The organism is Micrococcus sp. SL257 (genome assembly GCF_026625585.1).
Lineage (GTDB): Bacteria > Actinomycetota > Actinomycetes > Actinomycetales > Micrococcaceae > Micrococcus > Micrococcus luteus.
Genome location: NZ_CP113053.1, coordinates 997,666 through 1,013,584 on the forward strand (window position 1 = coordinate 997,666; position 15,919 = coordinate 1,013,584).

Annotated in this window: 21 protein-coding genes; 20 read left to right on the plus strand and 1 reads right to left on the minus strand. The window is 70.3% G+C overall.

Annotation, left to right across the window (positions count from 1 at the left end):
* The first annotated feature begins 9 nt into the window (after positions 1–9).
* The 20 genes from rplF (at position 10) to istB (ending at position 14,729) form a co-directional block, all read left to right on the plus strand.
* Positions 10–543 (plus strand): 50S ribosomal protein L6, encoded by a 534-nt coding sequence (rplF, locus tag OVA32_RS04720; RefSeq protein WP_036381545.1) that lies wholly within the window; start codon positions 10–12, stop codon positions 541–543.
* A complete protein-coding gene (gene rplR / locus OVA32_RS04725) occupies positions 543–917 on the plus strand; it encodes a 50S ribosomal protein L18 (protein ID WP_002857498.1) in 375 nt (124 codons plus the stop codon). Before rplF ends, rplR begins: the two co-directional genes overlap by 1 nt.
* On the plus strand, positions 914–1,663 hold the full coding sequence (rpsE, locus tag OVA32_RS04730) for a 30S ribosomal protein S5 (RefSeq protein WP_002857500.1): 750 nt from the start codon (positions 914–916) through the stop codon (positions 1,661–1,663). The genes rplR and rpsE overlap by 4 nt, the downstream gene beginning before the upstream one ends.
* A 3-nt stretch (positions 1,664–1,666) precedes the next feature.
* On the plus strand, positions 1,667–1,891 hold the full coding sequence (gene rpmD, locus OVA32_RS04735; protein ID WP_002857502.1) for a 50S ribosomal protein L30: 225 nt from the start codon (positions 1,667–1,669) through the stop codon (positions 1,889–1,891).
* Complete coding sequence (gene rplO / locus OVA32_RS04740) at positions 1,884–2,336, plus strand: 50S ribosomal protein L15 (protein WP_036317776.1); 453 nt, start codon at positions 1,884–1,886, stop codon at positions 2,334–2,336. Before rpmD ends, rplO begins: the two co-directional genes overlap by 8 nt.
* Positions 2,337–2,501: 165 nt before the next feature.
* Positions 2,502–3,809 carry a preprotein translocase subunit SecY gene (secY, locus tag OVA32_RS04745; RefSeq protein WP_036317778.1) on the plus strand — a complete coding sequence of 436 codons (1,308 nt, stop codon included), beginning with the start codon at positions 2,502–2,504 and terminating at the stop codon, positions 3,807–3,809.
* Between the two features lie 51 nt (positions 3,810–3,860).
* Positions 3,861–4,478, plus strand: a complete 618-nt coding sequence (locus OVA32_RS04750; RefSeq protein WP_036381548.1) for an adenylate kinase — start codon at positions 3,861–3,863, stop codon at positions 4,476–4,478.
* 4 nt (positions 4,479–4,482) lie between these two features.
* Positions 4,483–5,325, plus strand: coding sequence for a type I methionyl aminopeptidase (gene map / locus OVA32_RS04755; protein ID WP_036317782.1), 843 nt, complete (start codon positions 4,483–4,485; stop codon positions 5,323–5,325).
* A 204-nt stretch (positions 5,326–5,529) separates the two neighbouring features.
* On the plus strand, positions 5,530–5,751 hold the full coding sequence (gene infA / locus OVA32_RS04760; protein ID WP_010080397.1) for a translation initiation factor IF-1: 222 nt from the start codon (positions 5,530–5,532) through the stop codon (positions 5,749–5,751).
* A 35-nt stretch (positions 5,752–5,786) separates the two neighbouring features.
* The gene (rpmJ, locus tag OVA32_RS04765) at positions 5,787–5,900 is read left to right on the plus strand and encodes a 50S ribosomal protein L36 (RefSeq protein ID WP_002857509.1); all 114 of its coding nucleotides are present in this window, start codon (positions 5,787–5,789) and stop codon (positions 5,898–5,900) included.
* A 274-nt stretch (positions 5,901–6,174) separates the two neighbouring features.
* Entirely contained in the window at positions 6,175–6,543 is a 369-nt protein-coding gene (gene rpsM, locus OVA32_RS04770; protein ID WP_017487821.1) for a 30S ribosomal protein S13, read from the plus strand.
* Positions 6,544–6,626: 83 nt separating this feature from the next.
* Positions 6,627–7,031 carry a 30S ribosomal protein S11 gene (gene rpsK, locus OVA32_RS04775; protein WP_002857513.1) on the plus strand — a complete coding sequence of 135 codons (405 nt, stop codon included), beginning with the start codon at positions 6,627–6,629 and terminating at the stop codon, positions 7,029–7,031.
* 132 nt (positions 7,032–7,163) lie between these two features.
* On the plus strand, positions 7,164–8,162 hold the full coding sequence (locus OVA32_RS04780; RefSeq protein ID WP_044659560.1) for a DNA-directed RNA polymerase subunit alpha: 999 nt from the start codon (positions 7,164–7,166) through the stop codon (positions 8,160–8,162).
* A gap of 75 nt (positions 8,163–8,237) precedes the next feature.
* Positions 8,238–8,966 (plus strand): 50S ribosomal protein L17, encoded by a 729-nt coding sequence (rplQ, locus tag OVA32_RS04785; RefSeq protein WP_078025925.1) that lies wholly within the window; start codon positions 8,238–8,240, stop codon positions 8,964–8,966.
* Between the two features lie 114 nt (positions 8,967–9,080).
* A complete protein-coding gene (truA, locus tag OVA32_RS04790; RefSeq protein ID WP_100057081.1) occupies positions 9,081–9,974 on the plus strand; it encodes a tRNA pseudouridine(38-40) synthase TruA in 894 nt (297 codons plus the stop codon).
* 277 nt (positions 9,975–10,251) lie between these two features.
* Positions 10,252–10,695 carry a 50S ribosomal protein L13 gene (gene rplM / locus OVA32_RS04795; RefSeq protein ID WP_036337972.1) on the plus strand — a complete coding sequence of 148 codons (444 nt, stop codon included), beginning with the start codon at positions 10,252–10,254 and terminating at the stop codon, positions 10,693–10,695.
* Positions 10,696–10,736: 41 nt separating this feature from the next.
* Positions 10,737–11,225: a 30S ribosomal protein S9 gene (rpsI, locus tag OVA32_RS04800; protein ID WP_036381561.1), complete on the plus strand. Its 489-nt coding sequence runs from the start codon at positions 10,737–10,739 to the stop codon at positions 11,223–11,225.
* A gap of 200 nt (positions 11,226–11,425) precedes the next feature.
* Entirely contained in the window at positions 11,426–12,262 is an 837-nt protein-coding gene (locus tag OVA32_RS04805) for a polyphosphate kinase 2 (RefSeq protein ID WP_267715588.1), read from the plus strand.
* A gap of 161 nt (positions 12,263–12,423) precedes the next feature.
* A complete protein-coding gene (locus OVA32_RS04810; RefSeq protein ID WP_031943827.1) occupies positions 12,424–13,947 on the plus strand; it encodes an IS21-like element ISMlu14 family transposase in 1,524 nt (507 codons plus the stop codon).
* Positions 13,944–14,729 carry an IS21-like element helper ATPase IstB gene (istB, locus tag OVA32_RS04815; RefSeq protein WP_010078636.1) on the plus strand — a complete coding sequence of 262 codons (786 nt, stop codon included), beginning with the start codon at positions 13,944–13,946 and terminating at the stop codon, positions 14,727–14,729. The genes OVA32_RS04810 and istB overlap by 4 nt, the downstream gene beginning before the upstream one ends.
* 310 nt (positions 14,730–15,039) lie before the next feature.
* Here istB and OVA32_RS04820 read toward each other — a convergent pair whose 3' ends face one another.
* Positions 15,040–15,840, minus strand: a complete 801-nt coding sequence (locus tag OVA32_RS04820) for a peptidoglycan recognition family protein (RefSeq protein ID WP_044659421.1) — start codon at positions 15,838–15,840, stop codon at positions 15,040–15,042.
* Positions 15,841–15,919 lie beyond the last annotated feature (79 nt).

Sequence of the window (15,919 nt, forward strand, 5' to 3'; positions counted from 1 at the left end):
TGAACTGACATGTCTCGAATCGGACGTCTCCCGATCACCATCCCCGCCGGCGTCGATGTGACCATCGACGGCGACCGCGTCTCCGTGAAGGGCCCCAAGGGCCAGCTCGAGCACTCGCTGCCCACGCCCATCACGGCCACCCTCGAGGAGGGGCAGGTCACCGTGGCCCGCCCCGACGACGAGCGTGAGTCCCGCTCCCTGCACGGTCTGACCCGCACCCTCATCAGCAACATGGTCGAGGGCGTGACCAACGGCTTCTCCAAGCAGCTCGAGGTCGTCGGCACCGGCTACCGCGTGCAGGCCAAGGGCCAGGACCTCGAGTTCGCCCTGGGCTACTCCCACCCCGTCCCGGTGAAGGCGCCCCAGGGCATCACCTTCACGGTGGAGGGCAACAAGGTCACCGTCGCCGGTATCGACAAGCAGCAGGTCGGCGAGACCGCCGCCAACATCCGCAAGCTGCGCCGCCCCGACCCGTACAAGGGCAAGGGCGTGCGCTACGCGGGCGAGCAGATCCGCCGCAAGGCCGGAAAGGCAGGTAAGTGATGTCTACTCTGAAGGTGAAGGGCAAGGGCAAGTTCAACGCCCGCACCCGCCGCCACCTCCGGGTGCGCAAGCGGATCTCCGGCACCACCGTCCGTCCCCGCCTCGTCGTCAACCGCTCTGCACGGCACATGTTCGTGCAGGTCGTGGACGACACGCAGAGCCGCACGCTCGCGTACGCCTCCACCATGGAGGCCGACGTGCGTGCGCTCGAGGGCGACAAGACGGCCAAGGCCAAGCGCGTGGGCGAGCTCGTCGCCGAGCGTGCCAAGGCGGCCGGCATCGAGGCCGTGGTCTTCGACCGCGGCGGCAACAAGTACCACGGGCGCGTCGCGGCCGTGGCCGACGGTGCGCGAGAGGGTGGGCTGCAGCTGTGACCGAGAACATCAACCAGAAGGACACTCAGGTGACCGAGAGCACCGAGACCACCGTCTCCGAGACCGGGTCGGGCTCGGCGAGCCAGACCACCGAGCGCGCCACCGGTGGCCGCGGCGGTCGCGACGGCGGCCGCGGTGGCCGTGACGGCGATCGTCGTGGCGGCCGTCGCGACGACCGCAACCGTCGTGGCGCCCAGGACGACGAGAAGGACCAGTTCCTCGAGCGCGTCGTGGGCATCAACCGCGTCTCCAAGGTCGTCAAGGGCGGCCGCCGCTTCTCCTTCACCGCCCTCGTGGTGGTGGGTGACGGCGACGGCACCGTCGGCGTCGGCTACGGCAAGGCGAAGGAGGTCCCCGCCGCGATCCAGAAGGCCGTGGAGGAGGCCAAGAAGTCCTTCTTCCGCGTCCCCCGCGTCGGCTCCACCATCCCGCACCTGGTGCAGGGTGAAGACGCCGCCGGCGTCGTGCTGCTCCGCCCGGCCTCCCCGGGTACCGGCGTGATCGCCGGCGGTCCGGTGCGCGCCGTGCTCGAGTGCGCCGGCATCCACGACGTGCTGTCCAAGTCCATGGGCTCCGTGAACGCGATCAACATCGTGCGCGGCACCGTGGACGCCCTCAAGAAGCTGGAAGAGCCCCAGGCCGTCGCCGCCCGCCGCGGCAAGGCCCTGGACGAGATCGCCCCCCATGCGATGCTGCGCACCATGGAGAACGATCGCGCCCAGAAGAGCGCGAAGGCAGGTGCGTGAGCCGTGTTTGAGCCCACTCGCAAGAACATCCAGCCCTCGGACGCCACCCTGGTCATCACCCAGACCCGCGGCGTCACGGGCTCCAAGCAGAACCATCGGGACACCCTGCGCTCGCTGGGCCTGAAGCGGATCGGCCACCAGGTCACCCGCAAGGCCGACGCGGTGACGGTCGGCATGGTCAACACCGTGCCGCACCTGGTGTCCGTGGAGGAGGTCAACAATGGCTGACAACGACGCCATCAAGGTCCACGACCTGCGTCCGGCCCCCGGTGCCAAGACCGCCAAGACCCGTGTGGGTCGCGGTGAGGCGTCGAAGGGCAAGACCGCCGGTCGCGGCACCAAGGGCACCAAGGCCCGTTACCAGGTCCGTGCGGGCTTCGAGGGCGGCCAGCTGCCCCTGCAGATGCGTCTGCCGAAGCTCCGCGGCTTCAAGAACCCGTTCCGCACGGAGTACCAGGTCGTGAACCTGGACAAGCTCTCCGCGCACTTCCCCGAGGGCGGTGAGGTCACCGTGGACGCGCTCGTGTCCAAGGGCCTCGTCCGTCGCGGTCAGCCCGTGAAGGTGCTGGGCACGGGGGAGATCACCTCGGCCGTGCAGGTGAAGGCGAACGCCTTCTCCTCGTCCGCCGTGGAGAAGATCCAGGCCGCCGGCGGGTCCACCGAGACCCTCTGACACGCCGACCCATCCACCGAGGGCCCTGGCCCGGAGCAGCCGCTCCGGACCAGGGCCCTCGGTCCGTCCGTGTAGACTCGCACAGCGGCCGCCCCGGTGTGGCCGCCGTCTCGTGCCCCGCCCCGCGGCCGGCGCGCGCCCCACAGGACCACCGCAGGAGGACTCGTGCTCAAGGCCATCGCCCGGATCGTCCGGACGCCTGACCTGTTGCGGAAGATCGCCTTCACGCTCGCGCTCATCGCCGTCTACCGGATGGGCGCCTTCGTACCGGCCCCCGGGGTGGACTACCCGGCGGTGCAGCAGTGTCTCGCGGCGGGCAACGCCCAGGGCGGCCTGTACTCCTTCGTGAACATGTTCTCGGGCGGGGCGCTCCTGCAGGTGTCCGTCTTCGCGCTCGGCATCATGCCCTACATCACGGCGTCGATCATCGTGCAGCTGCTGCGCGTGGTGATCCCGCGCTTCGAGCAGCTCCACCAGGAGGGCCCGCAGGGCCAGGCGACGCTGACGCAGTACACCCGCTACCTGACCCTCGCCCTCGCCCTGCTGCAGGCGACCACGATGGCCTCGCTGGCCCGCACCGGGGCCCTGCTCGGATGCAGCCTGCCGCTGCTGCGCGACGGCTCCATCCTCACGGTGCTGCTCGTGGTCATCGCCCTGACCACCGGCTGTCTCATCGTCATGTGGTTCGGCGAGCGGATCACCGAGAACGGCGTGGGCAACGGCATGTCCCTGCTGATCTTCACCTCCATCGCGGCGGGCTTCCCGGCCGGCCTCGGCCAGGTGGTCCAGACGCAGGGCTGGCGCGTGTTCGCGATCGTCATGGGGATCGGCCTGCTCACCATGCTGGCCATCGTCTTCGTGGAGGAGTCGCAGCGCCGGATCCCGGTCCAGTACGCCAAGCGGCAGATCGGCTCGCGGACCGTGGGCGGGTCGAGCACCTACATCCCGGTCAAGGTGAACATGGCCAACGTCATCCCGGTCATCTTCGCCTCCTCCGTGCTGATGCTCCCGAGCATCCTCATCCAGTTCAACACGCCGCAGGACGGCAGTGCGCCGGCCCCGTGGATCACGTGGCTGAGCCGGTACTTCGGCCCCGGCGACCACCCGGTGTACATGGCCCTGTACTTCCTGCTCATCATCGGCTTCACGTACTTCTACGTGTCCATCACGTTCAACCCGGTGGAGATCTCGGACAACATGAAGCGCTACGGCGGCTTCATCCCCGGCGTCCGCGCCGGCCGGCCCACCGAGCGTTACCTGCAGTACGTCATCAGCCGCATCACGCTCGTGGGCGCCCTCTACCTCGGTATCGTGGCCATGATCCCGCTGATCGCCTTCGCGGTGATCGGCACCAGCCAGAACTTCCCGCTCGGCGGCACGTCCATCCTCATCATGGTGGGCGTCGGCCTCCAGACCGTGAAGCAGGTCAGCGCACAGATGGAGCAGCGCCACTACGAGGGCCTGCTGCGCTGAGCCCCGACCCGATCCCGCAACGCCGTCCGTATCGACAGTGAGGAACACACGATGACCCGCATGCTGCTCATGGGCCCTCCCGGTTCCGGCAAGGGCACCCAGGCCACCCGGATCGCCGACAAGATGGGGATCGTCCCGATCTCCACCGGTGACATCTTCCGCCACAACGTGAAGTCGATGACGCCGCTCGGCGTCGAGGCCAAGAAGTACATCGACAACGGCGACTTCGTCCCCGATGAGGTCACGAACCGCATGGTCGCGGACCGCATCGCCCAGGCCGACGCGGAGCACGGCTTCCTGCTGGACGGCTACCCGCGCACGAAGGGCCAGGTCGAGGCGCTGGACGCCATGCTCGCCGAGTCCGGCCAGTCGCTGTCCGCCGTCGTCGAGCTGGAGGTGCCCGACGAGGAGCTCGTGGAGCGTCTGCTCAAGCGTGCCGAGATCGAGGGCCGCGCGGACGACACCCAGGAGGTCATCGAGCACCGCCTGGACCTGTACCACCGCGAGACCGAGTCCGTCATCCAGGAGTACGTGGAGCGCGGCATCGTCGCCCGCGTGGACGGCACCGGGCAGATCGACGACGTCACCGAGCGCCTGCTGCAGGCCGTGTACTCCGTGCGCGCAGCCACGGGCTCCCTGCCCGTGATCCAGCCGGGCGCGGAGTCCTGACCCCGTGATCGGCCGCCGCTCGCTCGAGCTCAAGACCGCCCCCCAGCTGCAGGCCATGCAGCGCGCGGGGGTGGTCCTGTCCGAGGCCCTGGACGCCACGCTGACCGCGGCCGCGCCGGGCGTCACCACCGCGGAACTGGACGCCGTGTTCGCGGGCGTGCTGGCCGAGCGCGGTGCGACCTCCAACTTCCTGGGCTACTACGACTTCCCGGCCTCGATCTGCACCTCGGTCAACGACGAGGTCGTGCACGGCATCCCCGGGGACCGGGTCCTGCAGACCGGCGACGTGCTGAAGGTCGACGGGGGCGCGATCGTGGACGGCTGGCACGCCGACTCGGCCCGCACGGTGATCCTGGGCTCCTCCGCGGCCGGCACCGCGGACCCGGCCGACGAGCGCCTCTCGGCGATCACGCGGGAGGCACTCTGGGTCGGCATCGCGGCCTTCGCCTCCGCCACCCACGTCGGGGACATCGGGGACGCCATCGACGACTTCGTCTCCGCGCAGCCGGGCGAGGAGCTCGGCATCCTCGAGGAGTACGTGGGGCACGGCATCGGCTCGGCCATGCACCTGCCGCCGGACGTGTTCAACTACCGCACCGGCCACCGGGGGCCCAAGATCCGCCCCGGTCTGGCGCTCGCCATCGAGCCGATGCTGGTGCGCGGCTCCATCGACACGAAGGTGCTCGCGGACGACTGGACCGTGGTGACCCTCGACGGCGCCCGCGCCAGCCAGTGGGAGCACTCGGTCTGCCGGCACGACGGCGGTGTGTGGGTGCTCACCGCGCCCGACGGCGGCGCCTCCGAGCTCGCCCGGTTCGGCGTGGTCCCGGTCCCGCCGGGGGAGTGAGCGGCCCGAGCTGTCGGCCGTCCGTCCCGCCCGTCCGGCGGACCGGGCGGCCGTCGTCGTCTGTGCTGGTTCTCAGACCGAGAATGCGGTATCATCGAACGTTGTTCGTGTGCGCGCACTCGTGTGCGCCCGCGGGCAGACCCGTTCCCGCCCCGTCATCCGGCCCTCCGCGGCCGTGCCCGGGGCATGACGATTGTGGAGGACATGGCTAAGAAGGAAGGTGTCATCGAGGTCGAGGGCACGGTGTCGGAGGCATTGCCGAACGCGATGTTCCGGGTCCGTCTGCAGAACGAGCACGTCGTGCTCGCCACGATCTCCGGAAAGATGCGTCAGCACTACATCCGCATCCTCCCCGAGGATCGCGTCGTGGTGGAGCTTAGCCCGTACGACCTCAACCGGGGTCGGATCGTGTACCGATACAAGTAAGAACCCCCGTCCAAGCGAGCGCAGGAGGAAGAGCCGTGAAGGTTCAGCCGAGCGTGAAGCGGATTTGTGACAAGTGCCAGGTCGTGCGCCGTAAGGGCCGCGTGCTGGTGATCTGCTCGAACCCGCGCCACAAGCAGCGCCAGGGCTGATCGCCTCCCCGGGAGCCCGGGGAGCGACGCCGTCGCGTTGACCACACCACCCACCGGCCATCGGGCCGAACAGCAGGGACAGCGGTCCACCCCGTGAGGGGAGGGCCCCCACCTCCGGCCGCAGGGGCCGGAGACCGACGACGGCGGACGCCCGCCGCGGAGCACGCCGGATCTTCCCCGGCGCCGCGACGACGGGTCCGCGAGGCCCAGTGCCGCGTCGTGCGGGACGTCCCTGGTGCAGACCCCTGCTGCAGAAGAACAGGAGGACGGCCACATGGCTCGTCTTGCAGGCGTTGACATTCCGCGCGAGAAGCGCGTGATCATCGCACTCACGTACATCTACGGTGTGGGCAAGACCCGCGCTGAGGAGACCCTCGCGGCCACGGGCATCGACCCGAACATCCGCGTGAAGGACCTCTCCGACGAGCAGCTGGTGCAGCTGCGCGACCACATCGAGGGCAGCTACAAGGTGGAGGGCGACCTCCGCCGCGAGGTGGCCGCCGACATCCGTCGCAAGGTGGAGATCGGCTCCTACGAGGGCCTGCGCCACCGCCGCGGCCTGCCGGTGCGCGGCCAGCGCACGAAGACCAACGCCCGTACCCGCAAGGGCCCCAAGAAGACGGTCGCCGGCAAGAAGAAGTGATCCTGCACCGGCGGTGACCGCGTCCACGTCCGGACGCCCCGCCCGCAGCATCAGCACCAGCAGCTTTCCCGGAGGAGAATCACATGCCCCCCAAGACTCGCGCATCGGCTGCCCGCAAGCCGCGTCGCAAGGCCAACAAGAACATCACCGTGGGCCAGGCCCACATCAAGAGCACGTTCAACAACACCATCGTGTCCATCACGGACACCACGGGTGCCGTCATCTCCTGGGCCTCGTCCGGCGAGGTCGGCTTCAAGGGGTCGCGCAAGTCGACCCCGTACGCCGCGCAGATGGCCGCCGAGCAGGCCGCCAAGCGTGCGCAGGAGCACGGCATGAAGAAGGTGGACGTCTTCGTGAAGGGTCCGGGCTCGGGCCGCGAGACCGCCATCCGCTCCCTGCAGGCCGCCGGCCTCGAGGTGGGGTCCATCCAGGACGTCACCCCCATGGCCCACAACGGCGCTCGCCCGGCGAAGCGCCGCCGCGTCTGACCTGAGCGCTGTGTCCGCGTCCGCCCCCGCCCGGGGCGGACGCGGACAGGTCTGCGGACCTGCCCCCACCCCGTCCTCGTTTCCACCCACCGCGTGCGTCATATGGCGGACGCTCGCCGAAAGGAAATGTCCGTGCTCATTGCACAGCGCCCCACGCTGACCGAAGAGGTCGTCTCCGACCGTCGTTCCCGGTTCGTCATCGAGCCCCTGGAGCCCGGCTTCGGCTACACCCTCGGCAACTCCCTGCGCCGCACTCTGCTCTCGTCGATCCCCGGTGCTGCCGTGACCAGCATCCGCGTGGACGGCGTGCTGCACGAGTTCAGCACCGTCAACGGAGTCAAGGAGGATGTCACCGAGATCATCCTCAACATCAAGAAGCTCTCCGTCTCCTCGGAGAACGACGAGCCCGTGGTGGCCTACCTGCGCAAGCAGGGGGCCGGCGTCGTCACCGCCGCGGACATCACCGCGCCGGCCGGCGTCGAGATCCACAACCCGGACCTGCACATCGCGACCCTGAACGCGAAGGGCAAGTTCGACATGGAGCTGACCATCGAGCGCGGTCGCGGCTACGTGACCGCCGCCCAGAACAAGTCCGCGGACGCGGAGATCGGCCGTATCCCGGTCGACTCCATCTACTCCCCGGTCCTCAAGGTGACCTTCAAGGTCGAGGCCACCCGTGTGGAGCAGCGCACCGACTTCGACCGTCTGATCCTGGACGTGGAGACCAAGGAGAACATGCTGCCGCGTGACGCGGTGGCCTCTGCCGGCTCCACCCTGGTCGAGCTGTTCGGCCTGGCCCGCTCGCTCAACGTCGAGGCCGAGGGCATCGACCTGGGTGACGAGCCCGAGGTCGTCGAGGGCTCCGCCGACCTGGCCCAGCCGATCGAGGAGCTCGAGCTCACCGTGCGCTCGTACAACTGCCTCAAGCGCGAGGGCATCCACACCGTGGGCGAGCTCGTGGGCCGTTCCGAGGCCGACCTGATGGACATCCGCAACTTCGGCGCGAAGTCCATCGACGAGGTCAAGGAGAAGCTCCAGGAGCTGGGCCTGTCCCTCAAGGACTCGCCGGCCGGCTACGACCCGCAGGCGCACGCGCGCCAGATGGACGACGACCCGTTCTCGGACTACTGAGCCGATTCCGCACCACCTGACATCTTCGACCCGACGCCGCAGCCGGCTGAAGGGTCCCACCCGAGGAGAAACACCATGCCTACCCCCACCAAGGGTCCGCGTCTGGGCGGCAGCCCGGCCCACGAGCGCATCATGCTGGCGAACATGTCCGCCCAGCTGTTCGAGCACAAGTCGATCACCACGACGCTCACCCGCGCCAAGCGCCTGCGCCCCTACGCCGAGCGCCTGATCACCTTCGCCAAGAAGGGCGATCTGCCGGCCCGCCGCAAGGTGCAGGGTCTCATCGCCGCCAAGAACCGCACCAACAAGGCGGTCGTGCACGAGCTGTTCACCGTGATCGGCCCCGCGATGGCCGAGCGCAACGGCGGCTACACCCGCATCACCAAGATCGGCAACCGCCATGGCGACAACGCGCCCATGGCCGTGATCGAGCTGATCATGGACCCGATCTCCGGCAAGCAGGCCGTGGTGCGTGAGGCCGAGCAGGCCGCCGCGTCCGCGCCGGCCGCCCCGGCCGAGTCCACCCCGGTGGAGGCCGTCGACCCGGCCGCCACCGAGGAGGTCACCGTGGCCGAGTCGCAGGAGACCGCCGCCGAGATCGACGGCGCCGTGCCCACCACCGAGGACGGCTCGGCTCCGGCCGAGGCCACCATCAAGGGCAACGCCAGCTCGAAGAAGTACCACGTCCCCGGCTCGCGCTGGTATGACCAGACCACCGCCGAGGTCTGGTTCTCCACCGTCGAGGAGGCCAAGGCCGCGGGCTTCGAGCCCGCCGGTGGCGAGGCCGCCCAGAAGATGGCCTGACGCCATCGCGGGAGTCCGCGTCCGTCCCCGTGACGACGCATCGGCGAAGGGCCGTCCACCACTCGGTGGGCGGCCCTTCGCCGTCCCCGGCCCCGCCCCGCTGAGAGGAGCAGCATGAGCGAGCAGCACCGCCCGGACGCCCCGTCGGCGCCCGGGGAACCCGCGTCCGTGCGAGTCCGCCTGGACCTGGCCTACGACGGCGGCACCTTCCACGGCTGGGCCCGCCAGCCCGGTCTCGACTCGGTCCAGGGTGCGCTGGAGGACGGGCTCGAGCGGATCCTGCGCCGGCCCGTGCGCACGGTGGTCGCCGGCCGCACCGACGCGGGGGTGCACGCGCGCGGCCAGGTCGTCCACCTCGACCTGACCGAGACGGAGTGGGCGGGCCTGACCCGCGGCCGGCCCGGCCTGGAGCCGGCCACCTCCCTCACCCGACGCCTCGGCGGGGTGCTCTCCGGGTGGGGCGGGGCCGTCGTCGTGCACGGGGCGCGGCGGGCCCCCGCGGGCTTCGACGCGCGGTTCAGCGCGCTGTGGCGCGAGTACGAGTACCGGATCGACGACGCACCCGCCGCGCGTGATCCGCGCACGCGGGGCTTCACCCACTGGCACGGCGCCGCCCTGGACGATCGCCTCATGGCGCTGGAGGCCGACGCCGTCCTCGGACTGCACGACTTCCTGTCCTTCTGCCGGCCCCGCGCGGGCGCCACGACCATCCGCGAGGTCCAGCACCTGGAGGTGCGACGCGATGAGGACGGCGTCGTGCGCGTCCGGATCCGGGCCGACGCGTTCTGCCACAACATGGTCCGGGCGATCGTCGGGGCGCTGCTCCAGGTGGGGGAGCGGGCACGCGAGCCCGGCTGGCTCGCTCACCGGGTGGCGAGGCCTGCCCGCGACTCCGAGGTGCGCCTCGCCCCGCCCGGGGGGCTGACGCTGCTCGCCGTCGGCTATCCCGACGAGGCGGAGGAGCTGCACCGGCGCGCCGAGGGCACCCGGGCGAAGCGGACCCTGTGAGCCGGGGTGGCCCGCGGTGGCGGCTTTTGGCTCCGGGGCCCGCGTTCGGTAGGATGGGTGGACGTTGCGCATGCCCGCACCCGGATGCGTCGTGCCGCGAGTGGCTCAGTTGCATGGCCTTCAGCTCGCGCCGCACCCCCGGGGCATCGGGCCCGGACGCCTTCCAGCCCTCACCTGGGGGACCGGCGCGCACGGAGAACTGACAGCGCGAGCGCGCCGGAATCACGACCCGGCGGGCAGGTGCTGTGGACCACCACCGACCCTGAAGGCAGACAACGTGCGTACGTACTCTCCCAAGCCTGGCGACGCCGACCGTCAGTGGCACATCATCGATGCCACCGACGTCGTCCTCGGCCGCCTGGCCTCCCACACCGCCGCCCTCCTGCGCGGCAAGCACAAGCCGACGTTCGCCCCCCACATGGACATGGGCGACTACGTCATCATCGTGAACGCCGAGAAGGTCGCCCTCACCGGTGCCAAGCTCGAGAAGAAGCGCGCCTACCGCCACTCGGGCTACCCGGGCGGCCTGAAGTCGCAGTCCTACGCCGAGCTGCTCGAGACCAACCCGGTCCGCGCCGTGGAGAAGGCCGTCAAGGGCATGCTCCCGAAGAACTCGCTGGCCGCCCAGCAGCTCTCCAAGCTGAAGGTGTACAAGGGCGCCGAGCACCCGCACACCGCCCAGCAGCCCCAGACCTTCGAGATCGGCCAGGTCGCCCAGTGACCCCGGCGGGCCACTGACGCAGACCTTCCCTGAGGAGAACCATGAGCATCAACGAGAACGACGACGTGGAGCTGACGAGCTACACCTCTGAGTCCACCGCCACCGCCGAGGCCCCCGCCGCCTCCGAGCGCCCGGCCCTGACCGTGCCCGGCTCCGCCGTCGGCCGCCGCAAGGAGGCCGTGGCCCGCGTGCGCCTCGTCCCCGGCTCCGGCCAGTGGACCATCAACGGCCGCGCCCTGGAGAACTACTTCCCGAACAAGCTGCACCAGCAGGAGGTCTCCGACCCCTTCACGCTGCTGGAGCTGACCGGCGCCTACGACGTGATCGCCCGCATCCACGGCGGCGGCCCCTCCGGCCAGGCCGGTGCGCTGCGCCTGGGCATCTCCCGCGCCCTCAACGAGATCGACCGCGAGCACAACCGCCCGGCGCTCAAGAAGGCCGGCTTCCTGACCCGCGACGCCCGCGTCATCGAGCGCAAGAAGGCCGGCCTCAAGAAGGCCCGCAAGGCCTCGCAGTTCTCGAAGCGCTGATCCTGCGCCGTACGGTGTCCCCACCGTGCCCCCGCCGACGCCCCGTCCCGCTCCTCACGAGCGGGGCGGGGCGTCCGCCGTCTCCGTGGGCCGGCGGCACCTGACCCAGGGGTAATATGAAGGCGCATGGCGACGACGCCATGACGGGCCGCTCGCCCGTCCGGTGCGCGGTCCGATCGGAGACACCCTCGGGAGCCGCCGTGGCCGAGAACACGAGTCCCACGCCCGACCCCCGCACCCGTGGCGAGCACGGCACGGAGCACGCCGCGCAGGCCCCCTTCGCCGTGACCCGTGACTACGCCGCCGAGGTGGACGAGATCCGGGAGCTGGGCCGCAAGCTCGGCGGGGAGAAGAAGACCCCCACCCCGGACCCGCAGGCCTGGCGTGAGGGCTACCCGTACAAGACCAAGCTCAGCCGCAAGAGCTACGAACGACGCAAGCGTGAGCTGCAGATCGAGCTGCTGAAGATGCAGCTCTGGGTCAAGGAGACCGGCCAGAAGGTCCTGATCATCTTCGAGGGCCGCGACGCCGCCGGCAAGGGCGGCGCCATCAAGCGCTTCAACGAGCACCTCAACCCCCGCGGTGCCCGGACCGTGGCCCTGGAGAAGCCCACGGAGGAGGAGGCCTCGCAGTGGTACTTCCAGTGCTACATCCAGCACCTCGAGTTCATGCGCGAGACCCCTGAGCTGGAGCGCATGCTCGTCAACTCCGGCGTGCACATCATCAAGTTCTGGTTCTCCGTGTCCCAGCGCGAGCAGCTCAACCGCTTCGCCGCGCGGGAGACCGACCCCGTGCGTCGCTGGAAGCTCTCGCCCACCGACCTGGCCTCCCTGGACAAGTGGGACGACTACACGAACGCGAAGGAGGCCATGTTCTTCTACACGCACACGGCCGACGCCCCGTGGACCGTCGTGAAGTCGAACGACAAGAAGCGCGCCCGCCTCGAGGCCATCCGCCATGTGCTGCACACGCTGCCCTACCCGGATGTAAGCGGCCATGAAAAGCTGCCCATAGGTGGCCAGGGAATGACCCGCTGACGGCCATGAGGACTGCCCAGTGATGGCCACGGGAACTGCCCGGTGCTGGCCATCTGGTTTGCCCGCGTTGCTCGTTGCCCGCCGCGTCGTGAGCCGGCGGGGGCCTCCTCCCCGGGTTGGATATCGGTGTCGAATCGAATCCAGCGAGGAAGAGGCCCTGAATGAAGGATGCCGCAGAAACCATGAAAATACTCAGTGCCTATGACCTGACCAAGTCATTGCGGGGCGCCGCCGAGCTGGCCGGTTGCTCCCATCACACCGTGGCCCGGCTGGTGCGGGCCCGCGACGCCGGCCAGACCCCTGGATCCGGAGCCAGCCGCCCGAAGGTCACCGATGTCTGGCTGCCCAAGATCGAGGAATGGGTCGAGGCCTCCACGGGCAGGATCCGCGCCGATGTCGTGCACGCCAAGCTCACCGCAATGGGCTACACCGGCTCTGAGCGCTCCACCCGGCGGGCGGTGGCCGAGGTGAAGGCCGCCTGGCGGGCCGGGAAGCGCCGGGTGCACCGGCCCTGGATCACCGAGCCGGGCGCATGGCTGCAGTACGACTTCGGCGATGGGCCGGCGATCGACGGGGCCAAGACGGTGCTGTTCGTGGCCTGGCTGGCCTGGTCCCGCTACCGGATCGTCATCGCCCTGCGTGATAGGACGGCTCCGAGTGTGTTCGCCGCCCTGGACCGGTGCTTCCGGCTGATCGGGGGCGCGCCGACCTATGTGCTGACGGATAACGAGAAGACAGTGACGGTCTCTCATGTGGCCGGGGTGCCGGTGCGTAACCAGGCCACCGTGGCGTTCGCTCGGCATTACGGCGTGGAGGTGCTGACCTGCCAGCCAGCGGATCCGGCCGCCAAGGGCGGGGTGGAGAACGCGGTGAAGCTGGCCAAGGCCGACCTGGTCCCGAAGGACACCAACCTGCGGGACCAGTACGCCTCGTTCGCTGAGCTCGAGGCCGCCTGCGCGGGGTTCATGGCCATGGTGAACTCCCGGGAGCACCGGGTGACCCGGCGCCGCCCGGACCACATGCTCGCCGAGGAGACCAGCGCGTTGCATCGGATCCCCGCCACGGCGCACACCGTGGCCTACGGGGTGGGACGGAAGGTGCCGGAGAACACGCCGATGGTCTCCTTCGAAAACGCCCAGTACTCGGTGCCCGCGCACCTGCTCGGGGCCGAGGTGTTCGTGCGCCATCACGGCACCGGACCGGACTCGATGGTGGTGATCATGCACGCCGGTGCGCAGGGGCCGGTGGAGGTCGCCCGGCACCGGGTGGCCCGGCCCGGGTCCCCGGCCATCGACGACGCGCACTTCCCCGGCCACGAGACGGACAAGGTGCCCGGGGACTACACCCCGGTGCCCCGTTCGGCGGCGGAGGCCGAGTTCCTGGCCATCGGGGCCGGAGCGAGGACCTGGCTGGTGGAGGCCGCCGCGGCCGGCACCAGCCGGATCGGTCAGAAGATGGCCGAGGCCGTCACCCTGGCCAAGCTCGCCGGCACCGACCAGGTCGACCGCGCCCTCGGGGTGGCCGCGGTGCACCAGCGCTTCGCCCACGGCGACCTGGCCTCCCTGCTCACCGCCGCCGGCCACCGCACCGGGATGCACACCGCCACCGAGGAACGGTCCCTGACCCAGGGCACCGCCGGCTGGGCCGGCCTCGGTACCTCCAACACCGAGGGGGCAGCCCGGTGAGCATCCACACCCCGAACACCGCCGCACCGGCGCTGCCGGCCGATTTGGAGGCGCTGTTGCGGCAGCTGAAGATGCCCCACGCCCGCGGTATCGCCGCCGAGGTACTGGCCACCGCCCGGGCCCAACGCTGGGAGCCGGCCGAGGTCCTCAAGGCCCTGCTGGTCGAGGAGACCACCGGTCGGGCCCGATCCATGCTCGCCGCCCGGCGCAAGGCCGCCGGGTTCCCCACCGGCAAGACCTTCACGACCTGGGATCCGGGCGCCTCCTCGATCCCGGCCCCGACCCAGCAGTCCCTGCGCACCCTGGAATGGCTCTCGCGCAGAGAGAACCTCGTGGTCTGCGGGCCCTCCGGCACCGGCAAGACCTTCTTCCTCGAGGCCCTGGGCCAGCAGGCCGTGGAGGAGGGCAAGCGGGTGGCCTGGTTCACCCTGGAGGACCTCGGGGCGATGATCCGGGCCCACCGGCCCGATGACACCATCACCAAAGCCGTCGCCCGAATCCTGCGCGCCGACCTGATCGTCATCGACGACATCGGCCTGCTGCCGGTCGCCGACGATGCCGCCGAGGGCCTCTACCGCATCGTGGACGCCGCCTACGAGAAACGCTCCGTAGCGATCAGCTCGAACCTGCACCCGGCCGGCTTCGACGAGCTGATGCCCAAGACCCTGGCCACCGCCACCGTGGACCGGCTCCTGCACCACGCCCACGTGTGCCAGACCACCGGAGACTCCGTACGGATGACCCAGGCAATGGCCGGGAAGGGAGTCATGCCACTGAACTGATCCCATCACGGTGGCCAGCACCACCACCCAAACGGGCAAACCAGCTGGCCACCAGTGGGCAGTTCTGATGGCCACCAGCGGGAAGAAACACTGGCCGCCTATGGGCAGAACTCAATGGCCCTTGACACCCGGACAAGGACGAGCGCATCGTCCACCGCCCCGACCCGCAGATCTGCGGCCCGGCCAACGAGCTGGCCGAGTACGGCGAGGTCTCCGGCGGATCGTTCCCGCGCGTGCGCTGACCGGGCCGCGCACGACGGCGCCCCTCACCGTCCGGTGAGGGGCGCCGTCGTGGGGAGCGGGGGCGGGTTCAGCCGCGCTCCTCCTCCACGTACTCCGGGGTGACGTGTGCGTCGTCGAAGAGGTTGTCCGCCCCGAAGCCCTCCGAGACGTGGTACTCGCCCGAGGCCAGGGAGAGGCGGACGTCCTCGCGCAGGATCGGCAGCTTGGCGTAGAACGCGTCGCCGCAGCAGCTGGTGGCGGTGACGTCGCGGTGGCCGATGATGCGGGACGGCGGCAGCTCGTACTGCTGGCAGATGTAGGCGACGAGCGGCACCAGGCCGGCGTAGAGGCTCTGCGGCGGCGGGTTCAGCATGTACAGCCCCTCGCACTCGATGCCGAGCGCATACGCGTTGAACCCGAGCGCGTGGACGCCGAGCATGAACGTCTGTCCGCCCTCGAGCGCGTGCCGGGAGCCGTGGCGGCCCTCCATCGCGAAGCCGCCGCGGGAGACGGTGAAGTGCTGCCCGGTGTCGCCCCAGTCGTTCGCGGGGCTCATGTGCGCGTTCTGGACCACCTGCGCGATGCTCTCCGCCGCCTCCCGGGAGCCGTCCGTGACGTTCGGCGTGGTGGTGTGGTGGATCACCAGGTAGGAGGGGCGCTCGTTCAGGGTCTGCAGGTAGTAGTTGGGCTGCATGGCGCCCCACTGCGCGGTGGTGATGATGTCCGGGGCGGGCAGGCGGGTGGCCTGCTCGTCGCCCTCCGAGCTCTGCTCGGCCTGCTCATCACGCCCGCAGCCGGCCACGCCGGCAGCGATCGCCAGGCCCGTGCCGCCCAGCACGCTGCGGCGCGTCCAGGAATGGGGGAGCGGGGGCGGGGTCACGTCGGGCATGGATCGAGGTCCTTCGGGTTCGGGGCGGGGCCTCCCGGGCGGATGTGAGCGGACGGGCGCGGCCGCGGGGGCTCGACCG

Bases quoted from the DNA above. Each gene is read 5' to 3' on its own strand.
- rplF (WP_036381545.1), top strand. From the start codon at position 10: ATGTCTCGAATCGGACGTCTCCCGATCACCATCCCCGCCGGCGTCGAT.
- rplR (WP_002857498.1), top strand. From the start codon at position 543: ATGTCTACTCTGAAGGTGAAGGGCAAGGGCAAGTTCAACGCCCGCACC.
- rplO (WP_036317776.1), top strand. From the start codon at position 1,884: ATGGCTGACAACGACGCCATCAAGGTCCACGACCTGCGTCCGGCCCCC.
- OVA32_RS04750 (WP_036381548.1), top strand. From the start codon at position 3,861: ATGACCCGCATGCTGCTCATGGGCCCTCCCGGTTCCGGCAAGGGCACC.
- infA (WP_010080397.1), top strand. From the start codon at position 5,530: ATGGCTAAGAAGGAAGGTGTCATCGAGGTCGAGGGCACGGTGTCGGAG.
- rpsM (WP_017487821.1), top strand. From the start codon at position 6,175: ATGGCTCGTCTTGCAGGCGTTGACATTCCGCGCGAGAAGCGCGTGATC.
- rpsK (WP_002857513.1), top strand. From the start codon at position 6,627: ATGCCCCCCAAGACTCGCGCATCGGCTGCCCGCAAGCCGCGTCGCAAG.
- rplQ (WP_078025925.1), top strand. From the start codon at position 8,238: ATGCCTACCCCCACCAAGGGTCCGCGTCTGGGCGGCAGCCCGGCCCAC.
- truA (WP_100057081.1), top strand. From the start codon at position 9,081: ATGAGCGAGCAGCACCGCCCGGACGCCCCGTCGGCGCCCGGGGAACCC.
- rpsI (WP_036381561.1), top strand. From the start codon at position 10,737: ATGAGCATCAACGAGAACGACGACGTGGAGCTGACGAGCTACACCTCT.
- OVA32_RS04810 (WP_031943827.1), top strand. From the start codon at position 12,424: ATGAAGGATGCCGCAGAAACCATGAAAATACTCAGTGCCTATGACCTG.
- OVA32_RS04820 (WP_044659421.1), bottom strand. From the start codon at position 15,840: ATGCCCGACGTGACCCCGCCCCCGCTCCCCCATTCCTGGACGCGCCGC.